This window comes from Pseudoxanthomonas sp. G3, from assembly GCF_057654715.1.
In genome coordinates, this window is record NZ_CM172805.1 from 919,119 (window position 1) to 945,457 (window position 26,339).

Here is a 26,339-nt window from a genome sequence, read left to right on the forward strand (position 1 = left end):
GGCGTTCCGATGAGGCACGAAGCGCTGGTCTACCAGGTGTAGCTGATCCGCCCGTATGCATAGGCGCCGTTGAAGCCGAACGGACTCTGCGACGGATACGGCAGCTGGCCGGTGGTCGAGGTGTTCAACGCCGGGGAGATGAAGATGTTCTCGTCCGGGTACTCGTCCAGCACGTTGTCGCCGCCGACGGTGAACTCCCAACCGCCGGTCTTGTAACTGAAGGCCAGGTCGAACAGCCACTTCGCACCGAAGGTCTGGTCCAGAACCGGGTTGGCGTTGAGGATGGTGAACTCGCCGTAGCGGGTGGCCGTGGTGCTGACGCTGAAGCCGCCCTTGGTCCAGATGCCGTTGAGGAAGAACTTGTCGCGCGGCGCACCTACTTCGAACCGGCCCAGCTCCACGCGGCCGAAACGCAAGGCGGTGGGATCGATCGCCGTCAGCGCGGCCGGATTCGGCGCCACGCGGTCGATCTCGGTCTTGTTGTAGTTGTAGCCGGTGGTGAAGTCGAGCGTGCTGCTCGCCAACGCCCACTTGTAGGTGCCGACGATGTCGACGCCCTTGGTGGTCGTGTCCAGCGCGTTGGTGAAGTAACGGCCGCCGGCGACATCCGGGAAACCGTTCGCGTTGAGCCAGGTGCGCACCGCCGTGCTGGTCAGGTTCTCCGACAGCGTGATGCGGTCCTTGACCTTGATGTGGTACCCATCGATGGTCACGTACAGGTTCTCGATCGGCGTGAGCACCAGGCCCAGGCTGAGGTTCTCGGACTCCTCGGCCTTCAGCGGCTCGGCGCCTAGCGAGATGCCGGCCGGGTTGGTCACGCGGAACGTCACCAGGTCGAAGGGCAGGCCGCCGATGAAGTTGGTCGACGTGGTCTGGTAGTACTGCTGCTGTAGCGAGGGCGCATGGAAACCGGTCGAGGCGGTCGCACGCAGCGCCACCGCGTCATTGAACGCGTAGCGTCCCGTCAGCTTGCCGGTGGTGGTGTCGCCGAAGTCGCTGTAATCCTCGTAGCGTACGGCTACGCCGGCGGACAGCTTCTCGGTCAGGTCGCCTTCCAGGCCGGCGTAGAACGAGATGTTGTTGCGGTCGAAGCTGCCGCTGTCGCTCGGCCGGAAGCCGGGGAACACCTGCGCGCCGGACGGCGCGGGTGCCCCGCCGATCAACACCCCGCCGTTGATGTAGGACCCAGGCTCACCTGCGCCGATGGTGAACTTCTCGCCACGCCACTCCGCGCCGTAGGACAGGGTGATCGGGTAGGCCAGGCCCCAGTCCAGTTGCTTGTTGAAATCGAAATTCAGCACGTGCTGCTTGAGCTCCAGCGAGCCGGCGTAGAACGCGGTCGGCGAGGTCGGCCCCAGGCTGCGGTTCAACGTGTTCTGGATGTCGAACTCCAGTTCGTTGCTGCCATAGGTATAGCTGATGTCGATGTTGGTCCCGCCGTCGGTGAAGGTCTTGATACCGCTGGAGAAACTGACGTCGGTGGACGTGTTGAAGATCTGCGGCAGGAAGCCGTCCGGATAGATCGACGGGATGTTGCGCGAGTCGCCCGCCGGGCGGAAGAAGCCGTTGGAGAGCGTTTCGCGCTTGGTGTACAGACCGTAGGAATAGAACGTCAGATAGTCGGTGACGGCGACCTCGCCGTTGTAGAGGAACGAGGCGTTGTCGACTTCGGGATCACCGTAACGCTGCACCACTTTGCCGGCGGGCGCGCTGGTCGCCGTCACGGTGCCTAGGAAGGGGCGTGCGCGGTCGGTCTGGTCCTGGTGGCCGGCCTGCGCGGCGAAATGCACCTTGCCGCTCTCGCCGAGCTTGAAGCCGGCATCGGCCAGTGCTTGGTACTGGCGACCGTCGCCGGCGCTGTAGCCGCCGCCGGTCACGCTGACGCTGCCGCCGCTGTCGGCGCCCTTCAACACGATGTTGATCACGCCCGCGATGGCATCGGAGCCGTACTGCGCGGACGCACCGTCGCGCAGCACTTCCACGCGCTCGATGGCGGAGATCGGGATCGAGTTGAGGTCCACCGGCGAGGAGCTGCGCCCCTGGCTGCCATTGACGTTGACCAGGGCACCGGGGTGGTAGCGCTTGCCGTTCACCAGCACCAGCGTGTGGTCAGGGGCCAGGCCGCGCAGCTGCGCCGGCCGCATCGCGTCGGTGCCGTCGTTGATCGCGGCGCGCGGGAAGTTCAGCGAAGGCACGGCCCGCGACAGCGCGGTCGCCAGTTCCACCGTGCCCGTGGACTCCAGCACGTCGGGCGTGATGATGTCGATCGGCGCGGTGGACTCGGCCACCGTGCGGTCGGCTACGCGGGTGCCGGTCACGATCAGGGTGTCGAGGGTCTGCGCCTCGGACGGAGTCGATTCCTGTGCGAGGGCGGTGGGCGCGGCGAGTGCCAGGGCGACGGCGAAGGCGAGGGGTGAAAGCTTGCGGGTCATGGTGGCTCCAACGGGATGGAAGGACGGCGCAGCAAGTCGATGGTGGCAGGAAAGTTGCTGCTGAAATCACTTTTGTGCGGTGCATCAATGTCTTTGTTACCGCCCTATGACATGGATGTCAATGGATTCTTAACAACTGTGATGCGGCCCGCTACCGATAAACTACGCGGCCGCTTCCCCCCAAATCCCCGTAGGTTGTTTCTTGATTTCCCTTCGTAATTTCGCGCTCCGCCGCGGCGAGCGCCTGCTGCTGTCCAACGTCGACCTCACCCTGCACGCGGGCTATCGCGTAGGCGTCGTGGGGCGCAACGGCGCGGGCAAGTCCAGCCTGTTCGCCGCCGTGCAGGGCGAGCTGGAAGCCGACAAGGGCGACCTCGACCTGCCGGGCAAGGTCCGCATCGCCAGCGTGGCCCAGGAGACCCCGTCCCTGCCGGATCCGGCGCTGTCGTTCGTCCTGGGCGGCGACACCGAGGTGGCGGCCGTGCTGAAGGCCGAAGCCGACGCCTCCGCACGCGAAGACTGGGAAGCCGTCGCCAACGCGCACCAGAAGATGGCCGAGATGGGCGCTTACGACGCCGAAGCGCGCGCCGGCAAGCTGCTGCACGGCCTGGGCTTCCCGGCCGATACGCACCATCGCCCGGTGTCGTCGTTCTCCGGCGGCTGGCGCGTGCGCCTGAACCTGGCGCGAGCGCTGATGATGCCCAGCGACCTGCTGCTGCTCGACGAACCCACCAACCACCTCGACATGGACGCGGTGCTCTGGCTGGAGCAGTGGCTGCTGAAGTATCCCGGCACGCTGCTGCTGATCTCGCACGACCGCGAGTTCCTCGACAACGTCGCCACCCACACGCTGCACCTGCATGGCGGCGGCGCGAAGCTGTACACCGGCGGCTACACCGACTTCGAGCGACAGCGCGCCGAACAACTGCGTCAGCAGCAGATCGCGCACGAGAAGGAACAGGCCGAGCGAGCGCACCTGCAGAGCTTCATCGACCGCTTCAAGGCCAAGGCCTCGAAGGCGGCGCAGGCCCAGAGCCGCATGAAGCGCCTGGCCAAACTGGCCGGCACCGAGGCGGTGCGCGCCGAGCGCGAGTTCCGCATCGAGTTCGCCGAACCGGCGAGGCTGCCATTCTCGCTGATACGCCTGAACCACGTGGAGGCCGGCTACGGTCCGGACGCGGTGATCCTGCACAACGTCGGCTTCGGTCTGGAGGCAGGGCAGCGCATCGGCCTGCTCGGCCCCAACGGCGCGGGCAAGACCACGCTGGTGAAGACGCTGGTGGGCGAATTGCCGCCGTTGGCTGGCGACCGCATGGCGCATCCGGATCTGAGGATCGGCTACTTCGCCCAGCACACGGTGGAGTCGCTGCATGAAGGCCAGTCGCCGATGGATCATTTCCGCGAACTGTCGCCGGACGGCAGCAACCAGTCCTTCCGCGATTTCCTCGGCAAGTGGAACTTCCCCGGCGACCGCGCGTTCGAGCCGGTGGACGGATTCTCCGGCGGCGAGCGCGCGCGCCTGGCGTTGGCCCTGATCGCGTGGCAGCAGCCCAACGTGCTGCTGCTCGACGAACCCACCAACCACCTCGACCTGGAGATGCGCGAAGCGCTGGCCGAAGCGCTCAGCGACTTCGACGGCGCCATCGTCATGGTCTCGCACGACCGTCATCTGATCGGCCTGGTCTGCGATACGTTCTGGCGTGTCGCCGACGGCGTGGTCGAACCGTTCGCCGGCGATCTGGACGAATACGCGGCCTGGCTGCGGACACGTTCGACCGCACAAGGCAGCAAGCCGCTGCGCAATGAGCCTGCACCGCCGCCGAAGGCCACGCCAGCACCAGCGCGCAAGGTCAATCCGGTGAAGCTGGCCGCGGCCGAGGCGAAAGTGGCCGACCTCGAGGGAAAGCTGGCGGATGTGGACGCGCGCCTGGCCGACCCGAAGACCTACGCGGACACCGACCTCGCCGCCCGGCTGGGCCGCGAGCGCGACGAACTCCAGCAGCAACTCGCCCGGGCGGAAGAAGCCTGGTCCGCGTTGTACGACGAGGCTTGATTCGACCGCACTGCGTCCCCAGTAAGCCTCACGTTCTTTCGTCCCACCTCCGATCGACTGCCATGCCCATCTACGCCTTCGAATGCACCCAGTGCGGCCACAGTTTCGACCGCCTGCAGAAGCTGTCCGACCCCGATCCCGACTCCTGCCCGGCCTGCGGCAAGCAGGCGGTGAAGCGGCAGCTGACGGCGCCGTCGTTCCGCCTCGCCGGCAGCGGCTGGTACGAGACCGACTTCAAGAAGGACGGCGACAAGAAGCGCAACCTGGCCGACGGCGGCGAAGGCGCGAAGCCGTCCAGCGAATCCAAGCCCGCTGACGCCACGCCGGCGAAAACCGAAAGCACGCCGGCGAAGACGGAATCGAAGCCGTCGACGCCGTCGGCATCCTGATGGCGCGGGCCACACGGCCCGGCTCGACGCGGATACCGCCTGCGCGGTAGCCTCTTCGCACGGCCCTCCGGGGTACACGCGTCTGGCGTGTCGGGGTCGATCAACAGGAGGGGGCGATGTCGAAGGCAGGGATGGCCGTTTTGGCCATGTGCGTCATGGGCGCGATGGCCGCCGTTGCGGGCATTGCCACGCGGTCGATACCGGTCCTGCAGGTTGCGGCCCAAGCGGCCCCGCCTGCCGGCGCGCTTCGAATGAACGGGTCGCATCCGCTGGTACCGCCGGCACAGCTGCGTCTGGCTGGCGAAGTGATGCCGCTGGCTCCGGGCGACGCGTTGCAATCGGTGGAAATACGGGTCGGCAACGAGGTGCTTCCGGTCACCGTACAGGGCCAGTACTTCGAGGCGACTCTCTACCTGATGGACACCGATCGCATGGTGTCTGTCGAAGTGCGCTCCACAAGGGGCCGCCAAGCCAGCCTGCTGGGCAGCGCGTCCCGTCTGGCCGGTCTGGCGGGCGGCGATGGCCGGCTCGATCTGCAGGAACATACCGGGCTTCGCGTTTCCGCCCTGAGCACGGCATTGATGCGGCACATCGAATACGCACTGGGCAGGCGGCCGGGCACAGACGCCGAACTGGATCAGACGACGCGCGCCGTTGCGCACGATGGGCTAAGCGCGCTTTCCTATGCGCTGCGCAAGATCGCCGCCGGCGAGTTGCCGATGCCCGCCGGATATGAAGACGGGTATGCGTTCAGTGCGGATCGCAATGCATTCAAGGCTTGGCCGTACCTGCCCGCGTATTCGACATGGTCCGGATCCCTGTTCGACCAGCCGGCAGGCTCGCGGGTGACGGATCTTTCGGAGCTGCCTTCGCGCATGCTGATGCTGGGCGGCCTTTCGGTGACGCAGTATCCGGGTTACACGGGTACCACGCGCCTGCTCGAGCGGGTCGCCGATGGATCGGTCAATTTTCACGAGGACCGTCCGCTCGTAAGTCCCAACTATGCGATCACCCTCGACGGCGAGGGGCGGGTCGTCCTTACGCCGCGCACTTCCGTTATTCACCGGTACCAGCGAACGGAACCGGTCAGCGCCTCCATCCAGCGGACGTCGCAAGGACACGTCCTTCAGCGGGTGGCGCGCAGTGGGGGCATCAGCGTATGGGCGGTGCGGTCCGACTGGCTGGATACGGACATGTCGTCCCCGTCTTCGCCTCCGGTGCCGGTCACCGAATATCGCGTGCTCTCGGCGACCGATCTCGACAGTTGGGTCAGGCCGAACGCCTGGTCCTTCTCCAGTTTGCAATTCACGCTTCCGTGGCTCTGTATCGAGTCGGAAGTGGGGTTCGCCGAACGGCTGGCGACATGCGGTCATCCGCTGCACAGGTTCGAGTTCCCCGGTACAGGCCTCACCCTTGAGCAGGGCAGGCCGCTCAGCGGAGAGGGAGAGCCGGTCGTGCCGACGGGCTCCACGCCCTTTGGCGCGGCGATCGACAACGGGACCCGTCTAACGATCAATAACGGCCAGACCGAGACCCACTTCTGGCGGCTGCAATCGGGGACCGTTGGCAGGGCGGTGGTGCCGACGGTCTTCCTTTCCCGTTCCCTGCAGGGAAGCACGCTGGGTGAGACCTTGCTGGGACTCACTCCATCATTCCTGTATCAGTTCGAGAGCTATCAACCGTCGATGATTCAGCCGCTGGGGAGCTGGCGCAACGGTTACCAGATCGCCCAACCGCCGTCCTATGTCGGGCTGGACACCTCCGTAAGCTTTACTCGGCTCGCTGATGGCAGCAGTGCCTATTCCGTTCAGGGCGATAACGGCAACAGTGCCGAGAATCATCGCTGGAGCATGACAGGCTTCGGCATCTACAACATCCGTGCGAGCGCGCGCTATCCCGACGGCTCGAGTCGGCAGGTGGACGGCTGCACGGCATCCGTCATTGCCGCGGGCGCGACATCCTGCAGCGCACTGGTCCGATACTTCCGCCCGATCACGCTGGCGCGCGGCAGCTACTACGGGGTCGAGGAACGATACCAGGTCAGTTACCCCGATCTCGGGGCCGCTCCCGGCCAACAGAACCGTTTTTCGATCACCAGGGATTATTCGCGGCTGGGCTTCCAGATGTGCGAGAGCGTCGAATGCATCGACGTTTTCCCCAAGGTGGAGACGTCCGTTCCGTTGGCGGGCACTACATCGGTGGCGTCAGGGGCCGGGCGTGCGCCGGTTGTCGGGAAGCCTCGTCGGATCGTCGCACGCATTCCGCTGCTTCGGCCGCGGTACGAAAAGACGGTGGAGCGCGATGACAGTTGCCCGGCCTGTCGGGATGCAACCGAGGATGTCTGGACGATTGCCGGCGCCAGCGCCCTGTCGAAGGAGCCCCGGAATGTCGGTGGGCGTGCAGAGCATCCAAGACGCCACAGTCGTGAGGATGAAAGGGCGCCGCCTGAGGCCTCTTCCCGACCCGTCGCACCTTCAGGGGATAAGCCCTGGATGACACCCGCGAAGATGGAGTCCCAGGCGGCGCGTTCTCCCTCGCGTTGAGCAAGCACGGTGTAAGGTGCATCCCTCTGAGCAAAAAGGGGATGCCATGAGGAATCGTCTGGTCGCGCTGGCCGCGTTGTGTCTGGTGGGGTGCGCCTCGTCGCCCGCCATCGCGCCGGCGGATGCGTTCCTCGCCTCGCTGACTGAGCACTGCGGCAAGGCCTATGCCGGCCGCATTACCGCCAACCAGCCCGCAGCGACCACGCCTGATCCTTTCGAAGGCAAACCGTTGGTCATGCACGTGCGGGGTTGCGACGATCCGACGCGGGAGATACGCATTCCCTTTCACGTGGGCGAAGATCGCTCGCGTACCTGGGTGCTGTGGCGTACCGACACGGGCCTGCGGCTGAAGCACGATCACCGCCATGAAGACGGCAGTCCGGATGCGGTGACGATGTATGGCGGCGACACCGCGGAGGCGGGCACGACGCAACGGCAGGCGTTCCCGGTGGATGCGGATTCGGTCGTGATGTTCGAGCGCGAAGGCCTGGCGGCTTCGGTGACCAATACCTGGGCGATGGAGCTGGTGCCGGGAAAGACCTTCGTCTATGAACTCAGCCGGCCGAACGGCCGGCTGTTCCGGGTGGAATTCGACCTGACCGCGCCGGTCGAACCGCCGCCGGCACCTTGGGGCGCCGACGGCTGAGTCTGGGTCGACGGGTCAGCGCGGTCCGAAGCGGCCGCGGCAACCCCGGTCCACCCACACCTGCGTGCCGGTATAGCCCCAGCTGTAACCCTCGCGGCAGCTGGCATTGGAAATCTGTTGCAGCAGGATCGGCCGCCCCTCGCGCGGGTTGTAGGCGCAGGTCCTGCGGCGGTTGTCTTCGCTGCTGCAGGTGACGGAGTAGTCGCTGGAGCCGCCGCCGCTGCCCACGCGCGGGCCGAACTCGGCGCGGCAGCCGTTGCCCACGTAGACCTGGCCCTGCTGCGACTGCCAGCTCCGGCCTTCGACGCAGGCCGCGCTCGACAGCTGCCGGGTCAGCCGCGAATGGCCGCTCCACGGCGTGCGGCAGGTGCGGCCGCGGCCATCGTTGCTTTCGCAGCGGATCGTGCCGCCGGCCGCCAGGCCCGGCGCGAATTCGCCGCGACAGCCCTTCCACACGGTGATCAAGCCGTCCTGCGAGCTCCAGGTGGCGCCTTCCTCGCAGCGGCTGTTGGAGAGCTGCCGCACCAGGCGCGACTGCCCGCGCCACGGCGGCGTGCAGCGCCTGGCGTCGCCGCTCTTGCTCTCGCAGAGGATGGTGTTGCCGGTGGGCGGGGGGTTGGGATTCCAGCCGCCGTTGCTGCCACCGAGCGACTGGGCAATGTCCTGCTTGATCCGGCTGAAGGTCCAGTTGGAGCGGTTGACTTGGTCCAGGTAGAAGCGGAGCTGGTCGTCGGGGATGCGGCGACCGCGGGATTGCTCCGAATATTCCAGGCTGATGACGCGTGTCTGGTCTTGGACGGACAGCTGGCGCAGGTTTTCCGGCGCGTAGGCCCGCGTACTGACCTGGGCGATGGCGCCGCCGGCCACGAAGGCCAGCAACAGTACGAGGACGGACTGCAACAACGGCTTCTTCATGGTGGCACCCTCCTAGGGAGGCGCCAGCATACGCCGGGCCCGTTAAGCCCGTGCAGGGGCGGAGGTGGGGCCGGCGGGCGGGGGACCGGGTAAACTACGCGGCTTGACCGGCCTGTCCGGCCGCGGAACGTCCCGGCCCCGGTCCGAACCCCAGTGGAGCCCCCATGCGTACCCATTTCTGCGGCCTCGTCGACGAGGCCATGATCGGCCAGACCGTGACCCTGTGCGGCTGGACCGATGTCGCCCGCAACCTCGGTGGCGTGTGTTTCATCGACCTGCGCGACCATGAGGGCATCGTGCAGGTGACGGTGGACCCGTCCAGTGCCGACGTGTTCAAGGTGGCCGCGTCGCTGGGGTATGAGGACGTGCTGCAGGTGGAAGGCGTGGTGCGCGCACGCGAAGCCGTGAATGCCAAGATCCGCACCGGCAAGGTGGAAGTGATCGCGACGAAGATCACCGTGCTCAACAAGGCCGAGCCGCTGCCGTTCCATCATCACGAAAACCCGGGCGAAGACATCCGCCTGAAATACCGCTACCTGGACCTGCGCAGCCCCGACATGCAGCGCAAGCAGCGCACCCGTATCCGCCTGGTGCAGGCGCTGCGCCGCTGGCTGGACGCGCGCGGCTTTCAGGACATCGAGACGCCGATCCTGACCAAGGCCACGCCGGAGGGCGCGCGCGACTTCCTGGTGCCGGCGCGCATGCATCCGGGCGAGTTCTACGCACTGCCGCAGTCGCCGCAGCTGTTCAAGCAGATCCTGATGGTGGCCGGCTTCGACCGTTACTACCAGATCGCGCGCTGCTTCCGCGACGAGGCGCTGCGCGCGGACCGCCAGCTGGAATTCACCCAGCTCGACATGGAGTTCGCGTTCGTGCGCGAGCGCGACGTGCAGGACACCGTGGAAGGCATGATCCGCGACATCTTCGCCGAAGTGATGGACGTGCAGCTGGACGCGCAGTTCCCGCGCATGACCTGGGCCGAGGCGATGCGTCGCTACGGTTCGGACAAGCCTGACCTGCGCATCGCGCTGGAGCTGGTGGACGTGGCCGACCTGGTAAAGTCCAGCGAGTTCGCGGTGTTCACCGCTGCTGCCAGCGACCCGGACGGTCGCGTGGCCGCGCTGCGCATCCCCGGCGGTGCATCGCTGAGCCGCAAGCAGATCGACGAGTATGCCGCCCATGCCGCCAAGTACGGTGCCAAGGGCCTGGCCTACATCAAGATCGACGAAGCGGGCGCGGTCAGTTCACCGATCCAGAAATTCTTCGCCGAAGACACCTTCGCGGCGCTGGTGAAGCACGTCGGTGCCGGCAACGGCGACATCGTGTTCTTCGGTGCGGGCGGCTACAACAAGGTCAGCGACTTCATGGGCGCGCTGCGCCTGAAGGCCGGCAAGGACTTCGGCCTGGTCCAGGAGGGCTGGAAGCCGTTGTGGGTCACCGACTTCCCGATGTTCGAATGGGATGAGGAAGCGCAGCGCTATGTCGCGCTCCACCATCCCTTCACCGCGCCCGCGGTGGACGACATCGCGGATCTGCGTGCGAACGCGAAGACGGCGGTGTCGCGCGGCTACGACATGGTGCTGAACGGCAATGAGATCGGCGGCGGTTCCATCCGTATCCATCGTCCGGAAATGCAGAGCGCGGTGTTCGAGCTGCTCGGCATCGGTGCGGAAGAAGCGGAAGCGAAGTTCGGCTTCCTGCTGGATGCGCTGCGCTTCGGCGCGCCGCCGCATGGCGGCATCGCGTTCGGCATCGACCGCATCGCGGCGCTGATGGCCGGCACGGAGTCCATCCGCGACGTCATCCCCTTCCCGAAGACCACGACCGCGCAGTGCCTGATGACCGGTGCGCCGTCGCCGATCCCGGACGAGCAGCTGGCGGAAGTGCACATCCAGGTTCGCCCGCGGACTTGACCGCAATGCGGTCAAGCCCCCGTCATTTCGCTAAGGCGAAACGACGGGCCCCACGCCGTTGCATGCCACAACCCCGCGGCTGACGCCGCGCCCCCTTGACTCAAGGGGGCTCAACATCAAGAGAACCGAGATGACGGAAGTTGCTTTTTCGCTGGAGTGGGAACGCCTGGGCAATGAAGGTGCCGATGCGAGCCTGGTGACGGAACGCGCGCGCGTGTTCGGTGGCTGGCTGGTGCGCGTCGGCACGTCGCCGGCGGCAATGGCGGTCACGTTCGTGCCGGACGGCCAGGGCCGCTGGGACGGTGAGGACTTCGGCGAAGACGATTACGAAGAAGACGAAGAAGAGTACGAAGAGGAAGAAGACGAGGACGCCGACGAGGAAGACGAGGCGGACGAAGAGGAAGAGGAAGAAGAGGACGCGTAAGCGTGCTGATCCGTCGCGCCACCGTCGATGACGCCGCGGTCCTGTCGGACCTGGCGTCGCGTACGTTCACGGAAACCTTCGGGCATCTGTATCCGGCCGAAGATCTTTCGGCATTCCTCACCGACGCGTACGCCGTCGACAAGCAGCGGATCATCCTCGCGCACCCGGATTACGCGGTGTGGTTGCTGGAAGACGAGGGCGTGGCCGTCGGTCATGCCGCCGCCGGGCCGTGCGGGTTGCCGCATCCGGAAGTGCGGGCGGGCGATGGCGAGCTGAAGCGGTTGTACGTGCTGGCGTCGCACCAGAATGGCGGGTGGGGCGGGAAGCTGTTCGCCGAGGTGGAGCGGTGGTTGTTGAGGGATGGGCCGCGGACGCTGTGGATCGGGGTGTGGTCGGAGAACTTCGGTGCCCAGCGGTTCTATGCGCGGCAGGGGTTTGTGCGGGTGGGGGAGTACAAGTTTCCCGTGGGGAAGACGCTGGATGATGAGTTCATCCTGCGGCGGGATGCTTCTGCGGTTGGTTGATGGGGAAGCTTCCGCTAGCCCTTCGGTCTAGCGGGTAACTTTTCTTTGTCTGGCCAAAGAAAAGTCACCAAAAAAAAGGCCATTCCCCGACGAAGCAATCCCATAACTCGGGTGCTATCGGGATTTTCCGACTCGCCTTCCTGGCGAGGCGGAAAACGGCGGACATCCTTGTCCGCCGCCCGTTGGGTCTGGCGGCAATGCGGTATCTGAAGAATAAGAAGCAAACGGCCGCGTGCGCGGCCGTTGAGTGGCGTAGTCCTGGTAAGGCCGAAGGCCGCACCCGGGGATCGGGCTGCCTTCGATGGTTGAGCCGGGTGTGTCCCGCTAGTCTTGCGCGCCGCGCCGCGCCGCGCCGCGCCGCGCCCCGCGACAAGACGGCGCAGCGGACGTGTCGCACGCCGCAGCGCGTTCGGACGTTTTCGCGTTGAGGTGCGGAGCTCCGCTAGCCCTTCGGTCTAGCGGGTAACTTTTCTTTGTCTGGCCAAAGAAAAGTCACCAAAAGAAAGGCCATTCCTCGACGAAGCAATCCCATCGCGTCATTGCTATCGGGATTTTCCGACTCGCCATCCTGGCGAGGCGGAAAACGGCGGACATCCTTGTCCGCCGCCCTTCGGGTCTGGCGGGCTCGCTGGCGCATCGGGATAGAAACGATCAAAAGCAAACGGCCGCGTTAGCGGCCGTTGCTGTTTGCGGGGCTTCTCTTACTTCTGCAGGAAGTCGAGCAGGTCCTGGTTGACGCGGTCCTTGTGGGTGTCCGTCAGGCCGTGCGGGGCGCCGGGGTAGACGATCAGCTTGGCGTTCTTGATGAGCGCGGCGGAGGCCTTGCCGGAGGCGTCGATGGGGACGATCTGGTCGTCGTCGCCGTGGATCACCAGGGTGGGGATGTCGAACTTCTTCAGGTCGGCGCGGAAGTCGGTGGCGGAGAACGCGGCGATCGAGTCGTAGGTGTTCTTGTGGCCACCCTGCATGCCCTGCGCCCACCAGCTGTCGATCAGGCCCTGCGACACCTTCGCGCCGGGGCGGTTGAAGCCGTAGAACGGGCCGGAGGCGATGTCCAGATACAGCTGCGAGCGGTTGGCCAACGAGCCATTGCGCAGGCCATCGAAGACTTCGATCGGCAGGCCGCCTGGGTTGTCGGCGGTCTTCAGCATCAGCGGCGGGACGGCGCTGATCAGCGCGGCCTTCTTGACCCGGCCGGTGCCGTGGCGGCCGATGTAGCGCGCCACTTCGCCGCCGCCGGTGGAGAAGCCGACCAAAGTGACGTCCTTCAGGTCCAGCGTGTTGATCACGGTGGCCAGGTCGTCGGCGTAGTGGTCCATGTCGTTGCCGTCCCACGGCTGGCTGGAGCGACCGTGGCCGCGGCGGTCGTGGGCGACGACGCGGTAGCCCTTGGAGGCCAGGAAGATCATCTGCGATTCCCAGCTGTCCGAAGACAGCGGCCAGCCGTGGCTGAAGGTGACGACCGGGCCGTTCTTCGGGCCCCAGTCCTTGTAGTACAGCTGCACGCCGTCGGCGGTGCTGATGTAGTTCGCTGTGCGCTCGACGGCGACCGGGGCGGTGGCGGGTACGGGTTGTCCGGCGAAGCTGGCCTGGGTGGCGACGGCCAGCAGCGTGGCGGCGATCGTGCGGGTGAAGGCGTTCATAGTGTGGGTTCCTGCGAAGGGTGGTGGGTCAGGAAGGGAGGTCAGTCGGCGATCACCAGCGTCACGTCGATGTTGCCGCGCGTGGCGTTGGAGTACGGGCAGACGATGTGGGCGGCGTCGACCAGGGCCTGCAGCTGCTCGCGGGCAACGCCCGGGGCGGTGATGGTCAGTTCGGCCTGGATGCCGAAGCCGGTGGGGATCTGGCCGATGCCGACCTTGCCGGTGACGGTGGTGGTGGCAGGCAGGGCGACCTTCTGCTTGCCGGCGACGAACTTCAGTGCGCCCAGGAAGCAGGCCGAATAGCCGGCCGCGAACAGCTGTTCCGGGTTGGTGCCGTCGCCGCCGGCGCCGCCCAGCTCGCGCGGGGTGGACAGCTTGACGTCCAGCACGCCGTCGGACGAGGTGGCCTGGCCTTCGCGGCCGCCGGTGGCGGTGGCGGTGGCGGTGTAGAGGATCTTTTCGATGGACATGGCAGTACTCCTGGGAAGGTGGGTGGTCCGGGGCGGGTGGCCGTCCGGTGAGGTGTACTTTGTGCCGTCTGTCGGGACTCATGGTGATGTAGAATCCTGAAAACTTGATCTGGAGTACTGTCATGGTCGACCGGCTTGCGGTCCTGCTGGAGCGGTTCTCGGTGTCGGCGGAGGTCTTCCACGCCGGCGCGCTCTGCGGCATTAACACCCTGGAGGCGGAGCCCGGCGTTGGCCAACTGCACCTGATCCAGCGCGGACCGCTGGAGGTGTTCCATGGCGATACTTCCCTGCGTATCGACCGGCCCAGCCTGTTGCTCTATCCGCGTGCGATGACGCACCGCTTCGTGAGCGATGAGGCACGCGGTGCCGACATGGCCTGCGCGAACGTGGTGTTCGAAGGCGGCGCGCAGAACCCGATCAGCGCCGCGCTGCCCGACGTGGTCTGCCTGCCGCTAGATGGCCTGCATGGCGCGCAGGATGTGTTGCCGCTGCTGTTCGAGGAGGCCTTCACCCAGCGCTGCGGACGCACCGCCCTGGTCAACCGGCTGTTCGAGGTGGTGATGATCCAGGTGCTGCGCCAGTTGATGGAGACCGGCGAGGTGAAGGGCGGCATGCTGGCCGGCCTTTCCCATCCGCGCCTGCGCAACGCCATCGTCGCGATGCACGAGGCTCCGGCGAAGGAGTGGACGCTGGAGGAACTGGCCCGCGTGGCCGGCATGTCGCGCAGCGTGTTCGCCACCCAGTTCCGCGAGGCGCTGGGCAGCACGCCGGGCCAGTACCTGCAGGCGTGGCGCGTGGGGCTGGCGCAGCAGGGGCTGCGGCGCGGCAGGCCGTTGAAGGTGGTGGCATCGGAAGTCGGTTACGGCAGCGAGGCGGCGCTGTCGCGCGCCTTCAAGGCGCACAGCGGCCTTTCCCCACGCGAATGGAAGCGCCAGGCCGCGGCCGCGGCCTGAGGCGGATCAGGCGTCCTGCTGGCGCGCGGGCGGCTGCGCGCGCAACTGCACGATCTCCGAGCGCGGCGGTGCGCCGAACAGGCGCTTGTACTCGCGGCTGAACTGCGAGGCGCTCTCGTAGCCCACGCGGCGCGCGGCGGCGTTCGCTTCCAGGCCTTCGCCCAACATCAGGCGGCGCGCCTCGTGCAGGCGCAGGTGCTTCTGGAACTGCAGCGGCGACATCGAGGTGGCCGCCTTGAACTGGTGGTGCAGCGAGGACACGCTCATGTGCAGCGACTCGGCCATCGCGTCGATGCTCAGCGGCTCGTGGAAGCGGTCGCGCAGGGCCTGCACCGCGCGGGCGATGCGATGGGAACGACTGCCGGCGGTCACCAGTTCGCGCAGGCGGTGGCCCAGGTCGCCGACGAGCGCACGGTAGTAGATCTCGCGCTGGATCAGCGGGGCGAGGGCGGCCACGTCTTCGGGCTGCTCCAGCAGCCGCATCAGCCGCAACACCGCATCGAGCAAGGCGCCGCTGGCGCGTGCCGAATAAAGGCCGCGATCCACGGGCTGGGCCGCGCGCGCCGCCGGCGTTTCCAGCATCAGCGCGCCCAACTGGTCCATGTCGATGTCCAGACGCAGGCTGAGATAGGGGTGCTCCGGCGTGGCTTCGATGATCTGGCCGAGCGCGGGCAGCGTCATCGACACCACCAGGTAATGCAGCGGGTCGTAGTGGTAGGTCTCGCCGGCCAGGATGGCGATCTTGCGGCCCTGGGCCACGATGCACAGGCGCGGTTCGTACAACACTGCGCTGCACGGTCGCGGCTCGCTGAAGCGCATCAGGAACAGCGACGGGATGGCGGTGGCGTGCACGCCGTCCTCGGTCGCCAATCGGGCAATCCGGTCGGCGAGCTCCGCCTGCGGTGCGTGGTTCGGGAGGTGCGCGACGCTGTCGGGGAAACCGTTGTCGTTCATGGCGTGAGGGTCCATGCGGCGAAGCGTGACTTTAGCGCGATGAAGCGTGCGCCTGCATCGGTGCGTCGGTGTGATTTGCAGAATCGGGCAAGTTTCACGCAGCAATGCACTAACGGGCAAGCGGCGCGCGGGCGTAACGTGACCGCATGCCGTCGCGTCGCGCGATGCGGTGGCATCTCCTCCCCCAAGGCAGACGGAAAACATCCCGATGTGGATCGTCGAATACGCGCTCTCGCGCCGATACACCATCGGCGTGGTGGCCATCCTGATCCTGTTGTTCGGCGTGCAGTCCGCGCGCCGCATGCCCACCGACATCCTGCCGGAGGTCGGCATCCCGTCGGTCAACATCATCTGGACGTACAGCGGCCTGCCCGCGGCGGAGATGGCGGCCAAGCTGACGTCGTTCTCCGAGATCGCCGTCCTCAACAACGTCGACGACATCAAGGAGGTCCGCTCGGAAAGCCTGAGCGGCATCGGCATCGTGCGGGTGGATTTCCAGCCGGGCGTGAACCTGGAGCGCGCGCTGGCGCAGATCACCGCGGTCTCGCAGACGATCCTGCGGCGCATGCCGCCGGGTACGTCGCCGCCGCTGGTGGTGCGCAACAACGTCTCGAGTACGCCGGTGCTGCAGTTGGTGCTGTCGTCGGACGCGCTCAGCCAGGCGCAGTTGTTCGACTACGCGCGCCTGCAGCTGCGCTCGCAGATCCAGTCCATCCCCGGCATCCGCATGACCCTACCGTACGGCGGTGCCGCGCGGCAGATCATGGTGGATCTGGACCCGCGCGCGCTGCAGACCTATGGACTGACGCCCGCGCAGGTCACCGGCGCGCTCGAGCGCGGCAGCCCCACCTTGCCGTCCGGCACGATCCGCGAAGGCACGCGCGAACTGCAGATCGCGCTTGAAACCAGCCCGGCCGATGCCGCGGGCTTTCTTGATCTGCCGATCGCCTCGCGCGGCGGCAACGTCATCTACGTGCGCGATGTCGCCTCGGTGCGCGACGGCGGCGCCCTGCAGACCAACATCGCGCGCATGGACGGCGCCAACGCCGTATCGGTGGCGCTGATCAAGATGGGCGGCGCCTCGGCGGTGGAGATCGTGCGCTCGGTGCGCGAGCGCCTGCCCGAGATCGAGGCCTCCGCGCCGCCGGGCATGCGGATCGAACCGATCTTCGACCAGTCCGTGTTCGTCGACAACGCGATCGGCTCGATCCGGCACGAGGCCATCCTCGTGGGCATGCTGGTGGCGCTGGTCGTGCTCGTGTTCATCGGCTCCTGGCGCTCCAGCCTGATTGTGCTGTCGGCGATCCCGCTGGCGCTGCTGGCGTCGGTCGCGATGCTCCACCTGCTGGGCTACACCTTCAACGTGATGACGCTCGGCGGCCTGGCGCTGGCCATCGGCATCCTGGTCGACAACGCGGTGGTGGACGTGGAGAACACCAATCGCCACATCGCCGAGGGCAAGGATGTGCGCAGCGCGATCCTCGCCAGCGCGAAGGAAGTGGTATTCCCGGAATTCGTCTCCACGGTGTCCATCTGCATCGTGCTGACGCCGATCCTGTTGATGACGGGCCTGTCGGCGTGGGTGTTCACGCCGCTCGCATTGGCCGTGATCTTCGCGATGGCCGCTTCGTTTCTGCTCTCGCGCACCCTGATCCCGGTGCTGTGCTACCTGCTGCTGCCGGCCGACATCCGCAGCCGACAGGCGCCACGCTGGGCGGCCGAGCGCGCCTTGCTGGCGGTCAACCATCGCGTCGAGCATGTGCTCGACGGCCTGCGCGACCGCCATCACGCGCTGCTGGTGAAGCTGGGCCACCACGGCGGCGTGCTGCTGGCGGTGGCGCTGCTGATGATCGGTGCAGGCGCCGTATCGGCGCTCTCGCTGGGACGGGAATATTTTCCGCACGTGGACGCGGGGCAGATCCGTCTGCAGGTTCGCCTGCCCACCGGCCTGCGCCTCGAGGAAACGGCCCAGCGCCTGGCCGACATCCAGCGCGAAATCCGCGAGATCGTCCCGGCGAGCGAACTGCAGACGGTCTACGAGCAGATCGGCATTCCTGATGCGGTCAACCTGGCCTGGGTGGACAGCGCGGTGGTCGGTTCGTTCGAGGCCGAAGTGATGCTCCAGCTGCGCAGCCCGCACGGGCCGAGCGCGGACTACCTGGCGAAGATCCGTGAGCGCGTGGCGCAGAAGTTTCCCGACGTGAAGGTGTTCGAGCGCCCACCGGACGCGACCAGCCGCACGTTGGCCGGCTCCGCCGTCGGTGCGCTGGAGGTGCGCGTCAACGGTCGCGATGCGGCCGGCAACATGGCGCTGGCGCGCGAACTGGAATCCCGCCTGCGCGAGGTGCCGGGCGCGGTCGACGTGATGCTGCGCCAGGTGCTGGACCTGCCGGAGTACTACATCGCCATCGACCGCACGCGTGCTGCGCAGTTGGGCATCAGCGCGCAGGACGCCAGCCGCGCGGTGCTGGCGGTGCTGGGCTCGGCCGGCACGGTCAGCCCGGTGTACTGGGTCGACCAGGCCAACGCCACCTCGTATACCGTGCAGGTGCAGGCGCCGCCGGCGAACCTGGCCGGGCTGGAGACGCTGCTTAACACGCCGGTGCGCATCGGCGACGACGGCCAGACGGTACTCCTGCGCAACATCGCGCAGGTGTCGCCGCGCACCGTGCCAGCCAGCATCGGACGCACCATGATGGCGCCCACGGTCAGCGTGATGGCGAACGTGCAGGGCACCGACCTCGGCGCCGTGCATGCGGCGCTGGGCGACATCGTCGCCGACCTCGAGCCGCGCCTGAAGCCGGGCAACCGCATCGAGATCGTCGGCCAGGCCGGCGAGATGCAGAACGCGTATGGCGAACTCGCCGCGGGCCTGCTGATGTCGGCGGTGCTGGTGTTCCTGGTGCTGGTAGTGAACTTCCAGTCGTGGATCCAGCCGCTGGTCGCGATGTCCGGGCTGCCGATCGCCATCGCCGGCGCCGCGGTCGGCCTGCTGGTCACCGGCACGCCGCTCAGCGTGCCGGCGCTGATGGGCGTGATGATGGTGATCGGCGTGTCCACCGCCAACAGCGTGCTGGTCACCAGCTTCGCCCGCGGCCTGATCGCCGACGGCCACGATCCCGAACGGGCCGCGTACGAAGCCGCCGCCGTGCGCCTGCGCCCGGTGCTGATGACGGCCAGCGCGATGGTGCTCGGCATCATTCCGATGGCGCTGGGCCTGGGCGAGGGCGGCGAGCAGAACGCGCCGCTGGGCCGCGCCGTGATCGGCGGCCTGCTGTTCGGCACGCCGGCGACGCTGATCATCGTGCCGTCCATCCTGGCGGTGCTGGGTCGCCGCCTGCGGCGTTCCGAATCCCGAATCGAAGCCGGCGCCACGGGCGCCGATGCAGGAGTAGCGATATGAAGCCGATGCATGCCTTGCGTCATCTCCCCCTCGCGTTGGCGCCGGTCGCGCTGGTGCTGCTGTCCGCCTGCAGCCGCGGGGCGGCCGAAGCGCCGACCGCGCAGGCCGTGCCGGAAGTGCTGACCGCGCAGGCCCGGGCCGCCGACGCGGATTTCGCGATGACCCTGCCGGCGCGCGCGCTGGCGGGCGAGACCGCGCAGCTTTATCCGCGTACGACCGGCTTCGTCAGCGAGCGCCTCGTGGATCTGGGCGACCACGTCGCGGAAGGACAAGTGCTGGCGGTGATCGCCAACCCCGAAGCCGACCAGTCCGTGCGCGAAGCGCAGGCCGAAGTCGTGCGCCTGCGCGCGGCACTGGCGTTGGCGCGGGTGAACTACGACCGCGCCGCCGCGCTGGTCGAATCCGGTGCGATCTCGCGCGAGCTCTACAGCGACCGCAGTGCCAATCGCGATGCAGCGCAGGCCGCGCTGGCGGCCGCGCAGGCACGGCTGGACAGTGCGCGCGACCGCCAGGGCTTCCAGCGCGTGCGCGCGCCGTTCGCCGGCGTGATCGCCGCGCGCAACGTGGACCGCGGCGACCGCGTGGTCGGAGACGCCGCGACCGCCGCGCCGCTGTTCGAACTCAACGCGCTCGATCCGCTGCGGATCCTGGTGGACGTGCCGCAGGGCGCGGCGTTGCAGGTGCGCCCGGGCCTGAAGGCGGAAGTGACCTTCCCCGAACTGCCGGGCGAGCGCTTCGCCGCGGAGATCGTGCGCAGCGCGCAGAGCATTTCCGACGAGGCTGGCGGCATGCGGGTGGAACTGCGCCTGCCGAATCCGCAGAACCGGATTCCGGCCGGCATGGTCGGCCAGGTCAGCCTGCAGGTGCCACGCACGGCACCGGCGGTGATCGTGCCGCTGTCGGCGATTTCCGGTCCGGCCGGACGCGCGCGCGTGGCGCGGGTCGGCGCGGATTCGGTGCTCGAATTCCGCCCGGTGCTGCTGGGGCGTGACCTTGGCGGCGATGTCGAAGTGCTCGATGGCCTCGGCGTCGGCGACCAGGTCGTGCTGTCGCCCAATGCGCTGTTGCAGGCGGGCGTACGGGTGACGGTGAAGAAGCCCGCGTCGTCCTGATCGCAGTGGCGTTCCGCCCGCGGCCACGCCAGACTGGACGCATGGAGAAGGTCGAAGCGGGAGCAAAGCCGCGTGTCGTGCTGGTACACGGCATCTGGAATGCGAAGTCCTGGTTGGCGCCGCTCGCGCGGCGCCTGCGGCATGAGGGCTTCGAGGTGGAGGTGTTCGGCTATCCGAGCATCCTGGGCGGCCCCGAGCCGGCGATCGCCGCGCTGATCCAGCGCCTGCAGGGCGGGCCACCCACTCATCTGGTGGGGCACAGCCTGGGCGGCATGATCGGACTCGAAGCCTTGCGCCGTGCGCCCGGTCTGCCGGTGCAGCGGATGGTCTGCCTCGGTTCGCCCTTGTGCGGCAGCGGCGCGGCGCGGGACCTGGGCCGGCGCGCGTGGACCGCCCCGGTGCTCGGCCGTAGCGGCACGCTGCTGCAGGCGGGCTGCGCACCCTGGCAGGGCGACGTGCCGGTCGGGATGGTCGCGGGCAACGTGGCCCGCGGCATCGGCCGGCTGATCACCCGGTTCGAGGGCGCCTCCGACGGCACGGTGGGGCTGGATGAAACCCGGTTGCCGGGACTGGCCGCCCACTGCGTGGTGCCGGCCAGCCACACCGGCCTGGTGTTCTCGGCCGAAGCGGCCCGGCAGGCCGCGCATTTCCTGCGCGAAGGCCGCTTCCGGGACGGCTGACCGGGGGCCGCATGCAGGCGCGTATAATCCGCGCCCTTGTCTGAGCACTCCGGAAGTCCCCATGGGTAGAGGCCCGTCCATCGAAGCCCGCAAGAACGCCACCGACGCCAAGCGCGGCAAGATCTTCACCAAGATCATCCGCGAGATCGGCGTGGCGGCCCGTGCCGGCGGTGGCGATCCCGCCAACAATCCGCGCCTGCGGGTGGCGGTGGACAAGGGGCTGGCCGCGAACATGTCCAAGGACGTGATCGAGCGCGCCATCAAGAAGGCGACCGGCGAGCTTGAGGGCGTGGTCTACGAGGAAGTCCGCTACGAAGGCTACGCGCCCGGTGGCGTGGCCGTGATCGTCGACTGCCTGACCGACAACCGCGTGCGCACCGTGGCCGATGTGCGTCATGCCTTCAGCAAGTGCGGCGGCAACATGGGCACCGAAGGTTCGGTGGCCTTCATGTTCAAGCGCCTCGGCGTACTCAGCTACGCGCCCGGCGCGGACGAGGAGAAGATCACCGAAGCCGCCATCGAGGCCGGCGCCGACGACATCGTGGTCTATCCCGACGATGGCTCGATCGACGTGGTCACCGCACCGGACGCCTTCCAGGGCGTGAAGGACGCGATGGAGGCGGCGGGCCTGACTCCGGGCCATGCCGAGATCACCTTCCGCGCCGACAACGACATCAGCGTGCAGGGCGAGACCGCGCTGCAGGTGAAGAAGCTGCTGGACATGCTGGAAGACCTGGACGACGTCCAGGACGTCTATTCCAACGCCGAGCTGGGCGCGGATGCGTATGCCTGACGGCCGGGATAGGGGATTGGGGATTCGGGATTCGCAACAGCGCTCTCCCGCTCACTCGGTACCCCGTCCTGCGTTCGCCGGTTTCGAATCCCGAATCCCGCCTCTCCAATCCCGGCTCCAATGACCCGCATCCTCGGCATCGACCCCGGTTCCCAGCGCACCGGCATCGGCATCATCGATGTCGATGCGGCGGGCAAGGTGAGCCATGTCCACCATGCGCCGCTGGTGCTGCTGGGCGCGGAGGATTTCCCGCAGCGCCTGCGGGTGTTGCTGGACGGGTTGACCGCCATCATCGCCACCTGGCAGCCGGACGAGGTCGCCATCGAGAAGGTGTTCATGGCGCGCAACCCCGATTCGGCCCTCAAGCTAGGGCAGGCGCGCGGCGCCGCGATCAGCGCGGTGGTGCTGCGCGACCTGCCCGTGCACGAGTACGCAGCCAAGGAAGTGAAGCTGGCCGTCGTCGGACGCGGCAGCGCCGAGAAGAACCAGATCCAGCACATGGTCGGCATCATGCTCAACCTGCACGGCAGGCTGCAGGCCGATGCCGCCGACGCGCTGGCCGTCGCCATCACCCACGCGCACGTACGCGCCACCGCCAAACGGCTGGGCGTGAGTTCGCAGCTGGCCTGGAGCAGGAAATGATGAGAGCCGGGAGTCGTGGTTCGGGATTCGGGATTCGCAGAAGCGTCGGGGTGGGCGCCGCTTTCGGCGAATCCCGAATTCCGAATTTCCAATCCCGTGCCCGGAGGGCAACACCATGATCGGACGTCTGCGCGGCATCCTGGCGTACAAGTCGCCCCCGTGGCTGGTGATCGATGTGGGCGGCGTGGGCTATGAGCTCGAAGCCCCGATGAGCACGCACTACGACCTGCCCGACGTGGGTCGCGAGGTGCTGCTGTTCACCCATTACGCACAGAAGGAAGACAGCGTGTCGTTGTACGGCTTCCTGCGCGAGGGCGAGCGCCGGTTGTTCCGCGACGTGCAGAAGGTCAGCGGCATCGGCGCGAAGATCGCGCTGGCCGTGTTGTCCGGCGCCAGCGTCGACGAGTTCGCCCGCATGGTGCAGGCCGGCGACGTCGCCGCGCTGACCCGCATTCCCGGCATCGGCAAGAAAACCGCCGAGCGCATGGTGGTGGAGCTGCGCGATCGCGCGGCCGACCTGATGGGCACCGGCGTGGGCGGTATCAGCGCGCTGCCGGCCGATCCGCAGTCCGAGGCCACCATCGCCCTGCAGCAACTGGGCTACAAGCCGGCCGAGGCGACCCGCATGGCGCGCGACGCCACCGCACCCGGCGACGATGCCGCGGCCATCATCCGCAAGGCGCTGCAGTCGGCCCTGCGCTGACCGCGGTTCTAGAGCACCCCTTCACTTTCGCAGCGCTACCCTGCCGGCCGCCATGTCCACCCCCCCACATTCCCACGACGCCGGACAGCACGGCCATTCGCAGGCCGGCAAGCTCGCCCTGGTGGCCGGTGCCGTCGGCGTGGTCTTCGGCGACATCGGCACCAGCCCGCTGTACACCATCAAGGAAATGTTCCATCCGCACTTCGGCCTGACGCCGGATCCGGACACGGTGCGCGGGCTGCTGTCGCTGGGATTCTGGTCGCTGCTGCTGGTGGTGACGCTGAAGTACGTCATCGTCATCATGCGCGCCGACAACGATGGCGAGGGCGGCATCATGGCGCTGACCGCGCTGGCGCAGCGCAGCCTGGCCAAGGGCTCGCGGCTGAGCTACACGGTGGGCATCCTCGGCATCTTCGGCGCGGCGCTGTTCTTCGGCGACGGCATGATCACGCCGCCCATCACCGTGCTTGGCGCCGTCGAAGGCCTTGAAGTGGTCTCGCCCGTGTTCAAGCAATGGGTCGTGCCGATCAGCCTGGTGATCCTGACCGGCCTGTTCGCGTTCCAGCGCTTCGGCACGGCCAAGGTCGGCAAGGCCTTCGGGCCGGTGATGATCGTCTGGTTCATCGTGCTGGCCGGTTTCGGCGCCTACAACATCGCCCACAACCCGTCGGTGCTGGCGGCGCTCAACCCGTATTGGGCCTGGCACTTCTTCGTCACCCACGACTGGCACGCCGTGCTGATCCTGGGCGCGGTGGTGCTGACGGTGACCGGTGGCGAAGCGCTGTATGCCGACATGGGCCACTTCGGCAAGCAACCGATCCGCTGGGGCTGGTTCGGCTTCGTGCTGCCGGCGCTGGTGCTGAACTATTACGGCCAAGGTGCCGTGCTGCTGAAGCACCCGGAAGCGGTCGCCAATCCCTTCTACATGTCGATTCCCGGCTGGGCGCAGATCCCGATGCTGGTGCTGGCGACGACCGCCGCGGCGGTGGCCTCGCAAGCCGTCATCACCGGCGCGTTCTCGGTGACCCGCCAGGCGATCCAACTGGGCTATCTGCCGCGCCTGCACATCAAGTACACCTCGAAGGACACGATCGGCCAGATCTACGTGCCGTCGATCAACATGATGCTGTACCTGGCGGTGATCGTGCTGGTGCTGAGCTTCCAGAGCTCCGGTGCGCTGGCCACCGCGTACGGTCTGTCGGTCACCGGCACGATGCTGATCGACACCCTGCTGCTGGCGATCGTCGCGTACACGCGCTGGCCGGATTCGCGCCACTGGGTGCTGCCGCTGTGCGGCGTGTTCCTGGTGATCGACCTGGCGTTCCTGTTCGCCAACGGTGCCAAGCTGGTCACCGGCATCGGCGCCTGGGTGCCGCTGTTCATCGGCATCACCGCCTTCACCATGATGCGCACCTGGCGCCGCGGCCGCGAGTTGCTGCATGGCGAAGTGCAGAAGGAAGGCATCCGCCTGGATACCTTCCTGCCGGGCCTGATGCTGGCCCCGCCGGTGCGCGTGCCGGGCACGGCGATCTTCCTGACCGCCGACAAGGGCGTGGTGCCGCACGCGCTGCTGCACAACCTGAAGCACAACAAGGTGCTGCATGAGCGCAACGTGTTCCTGACCGTGGAAACGCTGACGGTCCCGTACGCGCCGAAGAAGAAGCGGCTGAAGATTGAGCCGATCGGCGATGATTTCTACCGCGTGGTGATCAGCTACGGCTTCGCCGAGACGCCGGATGTGCCGCAGGCGCTGATGAGCTCCTGCGACCAGGGCGGCGTTTACTTCGACCCGATGGAAACCACGTACTTCGCCAGCCGCGAAACCGTGGTGGCGAGCCGCCAGGGCGGCATGCCGGTCTGGCGCGACAAGCTGTTCGCCGCCATGCACCGCAACGCCGCGCCGGCGACGGGCTTCTTCCGCATTCCGGGCAACCGCCTGGTCGAACTGGGCGCGCAGGTGGAAATCTAGGAGTGAGTGGAGAGGAACGAGAAGCGAGGGCGGGCGTGGCCATCGCGGCTTCTCGCTCTTCTCCGCTCACTCCTGCTCTACCATAGGCGCATGACCGCCGACCGCATCATCGATTCCTCCGCCACTCGCGAAGACGACGCCATCGAGGCCAGCATCCGGCCGAAGCGGCTGGACGAGTACCTCGGCCAGAAGCCGGTGCGCGAGCAGCTGGACATCTACATCCAGGCGGCGAAGGGGCGTGGCGAGGCGCTCGACCATGTGCTGATCTTCGGCCCGCCCGGCCTGGGCAAGACCACGCTCAGCCACGTGATCGCCAACGAACTGGGCGTGAACCTGCGGGTCACGTCGGGCCCGGTGATCGAGAAGGCGGGCGACCTGGCCGCGCTGCTGACCAACCTGCAGCCGCACGACGTGCTGTTCGTCGACGAGATCCACCGCCTTTCGCCCGTGGTGGAGGAAGTGCTGTATCCGGCGATGGAAGACTTCCAGATCGACATCATGATCGGCGAAGGGCCTGCGGCGCGTTCGATCAAACTCGACCTGCCGCCGTTCACCCTGATCGGCGCCACGACGCGCGCCGGCCTGCTGACGGCCCCGCTGCGCGACCGGTTCGGCATCGTGCAGCGGCTGGAGTTCTACACGCCTGAGGAGCTGACCCGCATCGTGCAGCGTTCGGCGCGCATCCTCGGCATGGATTGCGAGCCCGAAGGTGCCGCGGAGATCGCGCGGCGCGCGCGCGGCACGCCGCGCATCGCCAATCGCCTGTTGCGCCGCGTGCGCGACTACGCGCAGGTGAAGGCCAACGGCCATATCGACACCGACGTGGCGCGCGCCGCGATGCAGATGCTGAAGGTGGATCCGGAAGGCTTCGACGAACTCGACCGCCGCATGCTGCGCACGATCATCGACAGCTTCGACGGCGGCCCGGTTGGCGTGGAATCGCTGGCCGCGGCGCTCAGCGAGGAGCGCGGCACCCTGGAGGACGTCATTGAGCCGTATCTGATCCAGCAGGGGTTCCTGATCCGTACCGCGCGCGGCCGCATGGCCACGCGCAAGGCCTACCTGCACCTGGGCCTCACGCCGAAGGGGCGCGTGCCGGACGCGGGCGAAGCGAGCGGCGAACTCTTCTGATCCACTGGTCGCAGGTTGGTATGCACGGTTCCGTGCGGGAGCGCATG

At 67.5% G+C, this 26,339-nt stretch carries 21 protein-coding genes; 16 read left to right on the forward strand and 5 right to left on the reverse strand.

The annotated features are described in order from the left end of the window. Positions 1-29: 29 nt before the first annotated feature. Positions 30-2,432 (reverse strand): TonB-dependent receptor plug domain-containing protein, encoded by a 2,403-nt coding sequence (locus AC23D6_RS04140; RefSeq protein WP_487751562.1) that lies wholly within the window; start codon positions 2,430-2,432, stop codon positions 30-32. A gap of 202 nt (positions 2,433-2,634) precedes the next feature. On the opposite strand from AC23D6_RS04140, the gene AC23D6_RS04145 reads away from it, so the two are divergent. The 4 genes from AC23D6_RS04145 to AC23D6_RS04160 all read left to right on the forward strand — a co-directional run bounded on the left by AC23D6_RS04145 (position 2,635) and on the right by AC23D6_RS04160 (position 8,063). Beyond that, entirely contained in the window at positions 2,635-4,485 is a 1,851-nt protein-coding gene (locus AC23D6_RS04145; RefSeq protein WP_487751563.1) for an ABC-F family ATP-binding cassette domain-containing protein, read from the forward strand. 62 nt (positions 4,486-4,547) lie between these two features. Further along, positions 4,548-4,874, forward strand: coding sequence for an FmdB family zinc ribbon protein (locus AC23D6_RS04150; RefSeq protein ID WP_487751564.1), 327 nt, complete (start codon positions 4,548-4,550; stop codon positions 4,872-4,874). Positions 4,875-4,990: 116 nt separating this feature from the next. Beyond that, positions 4,991-7,417 (forward strand): hypothetical protein, encoded by a 2,427-nt coding sequence (locus tag AC23D6_RS04155; protein ID WP_487751565.1) that lies wholly within the window; start codon positions 4,991-4,993, stop codon positions 7,415-7,417. 46 nt (positions 7,418-7,463) lie between these two features. After that, complete coding sequence (locus AC23D6_RS04160) at positions 7,464-8,063, forward strand: hypothetical protein (protein ID WP_487751566.1); 600 nt, start codon at positions 7,464-7,466, stop codon at positions 8,061-8,063. Between the two features lie 15 nt (positions 8,064-8,078). On the opposite strand, the gene AC23D6_RS04165 is transcribed toward AC23D6_RS04160, so the two are convergent. Continuing rightward, positions 8,079-8,978: a DUF3011 domain-containing protein gene (locus AC23D6_RS04165; RefSeq protein ID WP_487751567.1), complete on the reverse strand. Its 900-nt coding sequence runs from the start codon at positions 8,976-8,978 to the stop codon at positions 8,079-8,081. 164 nt (positions 8,979-9,142) lie between these two features. Between AC23D6_RS04165 and aspS the strand changes: the two genes are divergently transcribed. The 3 genes from aspS to AC23D6_RS04180 all read left to right on the forward strand — a co-directional run bounded on the left by aspS (position 9,143) and on the right by AC23D6_RS04180 (position 11,839). Next, positions 9,143-10,891 carry an aspartate--tRNA ligase gene (gene aspS / locus AC23D6_RS04170; protein ID WP_487751568.1) on the forward strand — a complete coding sequence of 583 codons (1,749 nt, stop codon included), beginning with the start codon at positions 9,143-9,145 and terminating at the stop codon, positions 10,889-10,891. Between the two features lie 130 nt (positions 10,892-11,021). Next, entirely contained in the window at positions 11,022-11,315 is a 294-nt protein-coding gene (locus AC23D6_RS04175) for a DNA primase (RefSeq protein ID WP_487751569.1), read from the forward strand. A gap of 2 nt (positions 11,316-11,317) precedes the next feature. Next, positions 11,318-11,839, forward strand: coding sequence for an N-acetyltransferase family protein (locus AC23D6_RS04180; RefSeq protein WP_487751570.1), 522 nt, complete (start codon positions 11,318-11,320; stop codon positions 11,837-11,839). A gap of 701 nt (positions 11,840-12,540) precedes the next feature. Here AC23D6_RS04180 and AC23D6_RS04185 read toward each other — a convergent pair. Then, a complete protein-coding gene (locus AC23D6_RS04185) occupies positions 12,541-13,482 on the reverse strand; it encodes an alpha/beta fold hydrolase (protein WP_487751571.1) in 942 nt (313 codons plus the stop codon). 41 nt (positions 13,483-13,523) lie between these two features. Then, positions 13,524-13,952: an organic hydroperoxide resistance protein gene (locus AC23D6_RS04190; protein WP_487751572.1), complete on the reverse strand. Its 429-nt coding sequence runs from the start codon at positions 13,950-13,952 to the stop codon at positions 13,524-13,526. Positions 13,953-14,074: 122 nt separating this feature from the next. On the opposite strand from AC23D6_RS04190, the gene AC23D6_RS04195 reads away from it, so the two are divergent. Then, complete coding sequence (locus AC23D6_RS04195) at positions 14,075-14,905, forward strand: cupin domain-containing protein (RefSeq protein ID WP_487751573.1); 831 nt, start codon at positions 14,075-14,077, stop codon at positions 14,903-14,905. A 6-nt stretch (positions 14,906-14,911) separates the two neighbouring features. On the opposite strand, the gene AC23D6_RS04200 is transcribed toward AC23D6_RS04195, so the two are convergent. Beyond that, complete coding sequence (locus AC23D6_RS04200; RefSeq protein WP_487751574.1) at positions 14,912-15,859, reverse strand: AraC family transcriptional regulator; 948 nt, start codon at positions 15,857-15,859, stop codon at positions 14,912-14,914. A 208-nt stretch (positions 15,860-16,067) separates the two neighbouring features. Here AC23D6_RS04200 and AC23D6_RS04205 point away from each other — a divergent pair, with 208 nt between their 5' ends. The 8 genes from AC23D6_RS04205 (at position 16,068) to ruvB (ending at position 26,292) form a co-directional block, all read left to right on the forward strand. Further along, a complete protein-coding gene (locus AC23D6_RS04205) occupies positions 16,068-19,262 on the forward strand; it encodes an efflux RND transporter permease subunit (protein WP_487751575.1) in 3,195 nt (1,064 codons plus the stop codon). Continuing rightward, positions 19,259-20,374, forward strand: coding sequence for an efflux RND transporter periplasmic adaptor subunit (locus AC23D6_RS04210; RefSeq protein WP_487751576.1), 1,116 nt, complete (start codon positions 19,259-19,261; stop codon positions 20,372-20,374). The genes AC23D6_RS04205 and AC23D6_RS04210 overlap by 4 nt, the downstream gene beginning before the upstream one ends. 41 nt (positions 20,375-20,415) lie before the next feature. Then, entirely contained in the window at positions 20,416-21,054 is a 639-nt protein-coding gene (locus AC23D6_RS04215; RefSeq protein ID WP_487751577.1) for an esterase/lipase family protein, read from the forward strand. 61 nt (positions 21,055-21,115) lie between these two features. Beyond that, entirely contained in the window at positions 21,116-21,847 is a 732-nt protein-coding gene (locus AC23D6_RS04220; RefSeq protein WP_487751578.1) for a YebC/PmpR family DNA-binding transcriptional regulator, read from the forward strand. 120 nt (positions 21,848-21,967) lie between these two features. Continuing rightward, positions 21,968-22,489, forward strand: a complete 522-nt coding sequence (gene ruvC, locus AC23D6_RS04225; protein WP_487751579.1) for a crossover junction endodeoxyribonuclease RuvC — start codon at positions 21,968-21,970, stop codon at positions 22,487-22,489. 115 nt (positions 22,490-22,604) lie between these two features. Beyond that, positions 22,605-23,192 (forward strand): Holliday junction branch migration protein RuvA, encoded by a 588-nt coding sequence (gene ruvA, locus AC23D6_RS04230; protein ID WP_487751580.1) that lies wholly within the window; start codon positions 22,605-22,607, stop codon positions 23,190-23,192. A 52-nt stretch (positions 23,193-23,244) separates the two neighbouring features. Beyond that, the gene (locus tag AC23D6_RS04235; RefSeq protein WP_487751581.1) at positions 23,245-25,161 is read left to right on the forward strand and encodes a potassium transporter Kup; all 1,917 of its coding nucleotides are present in this window, start codon (positions 23,245-23,247) and stop codon (positions 25,159-25,161) included. Between the two features lie 90 nt (positions 25,162-25,251). Continuing rightward, the gene (ruvB, locus tag AC23D6_RS04240; protein ID WP_487751582.1) at positions 25,252-26,292 is read left to right on the forward strand and encodes a Holliday junction branch migration DNA helicase RuvB; all 1,041 of its coding nucleotides are present in this window, start codon (positions 25,252-25,254) and stop codon (positions 26,290-26,292) included. Positions 26,293-26,339 lie beyond the last annotated feature (47 nt).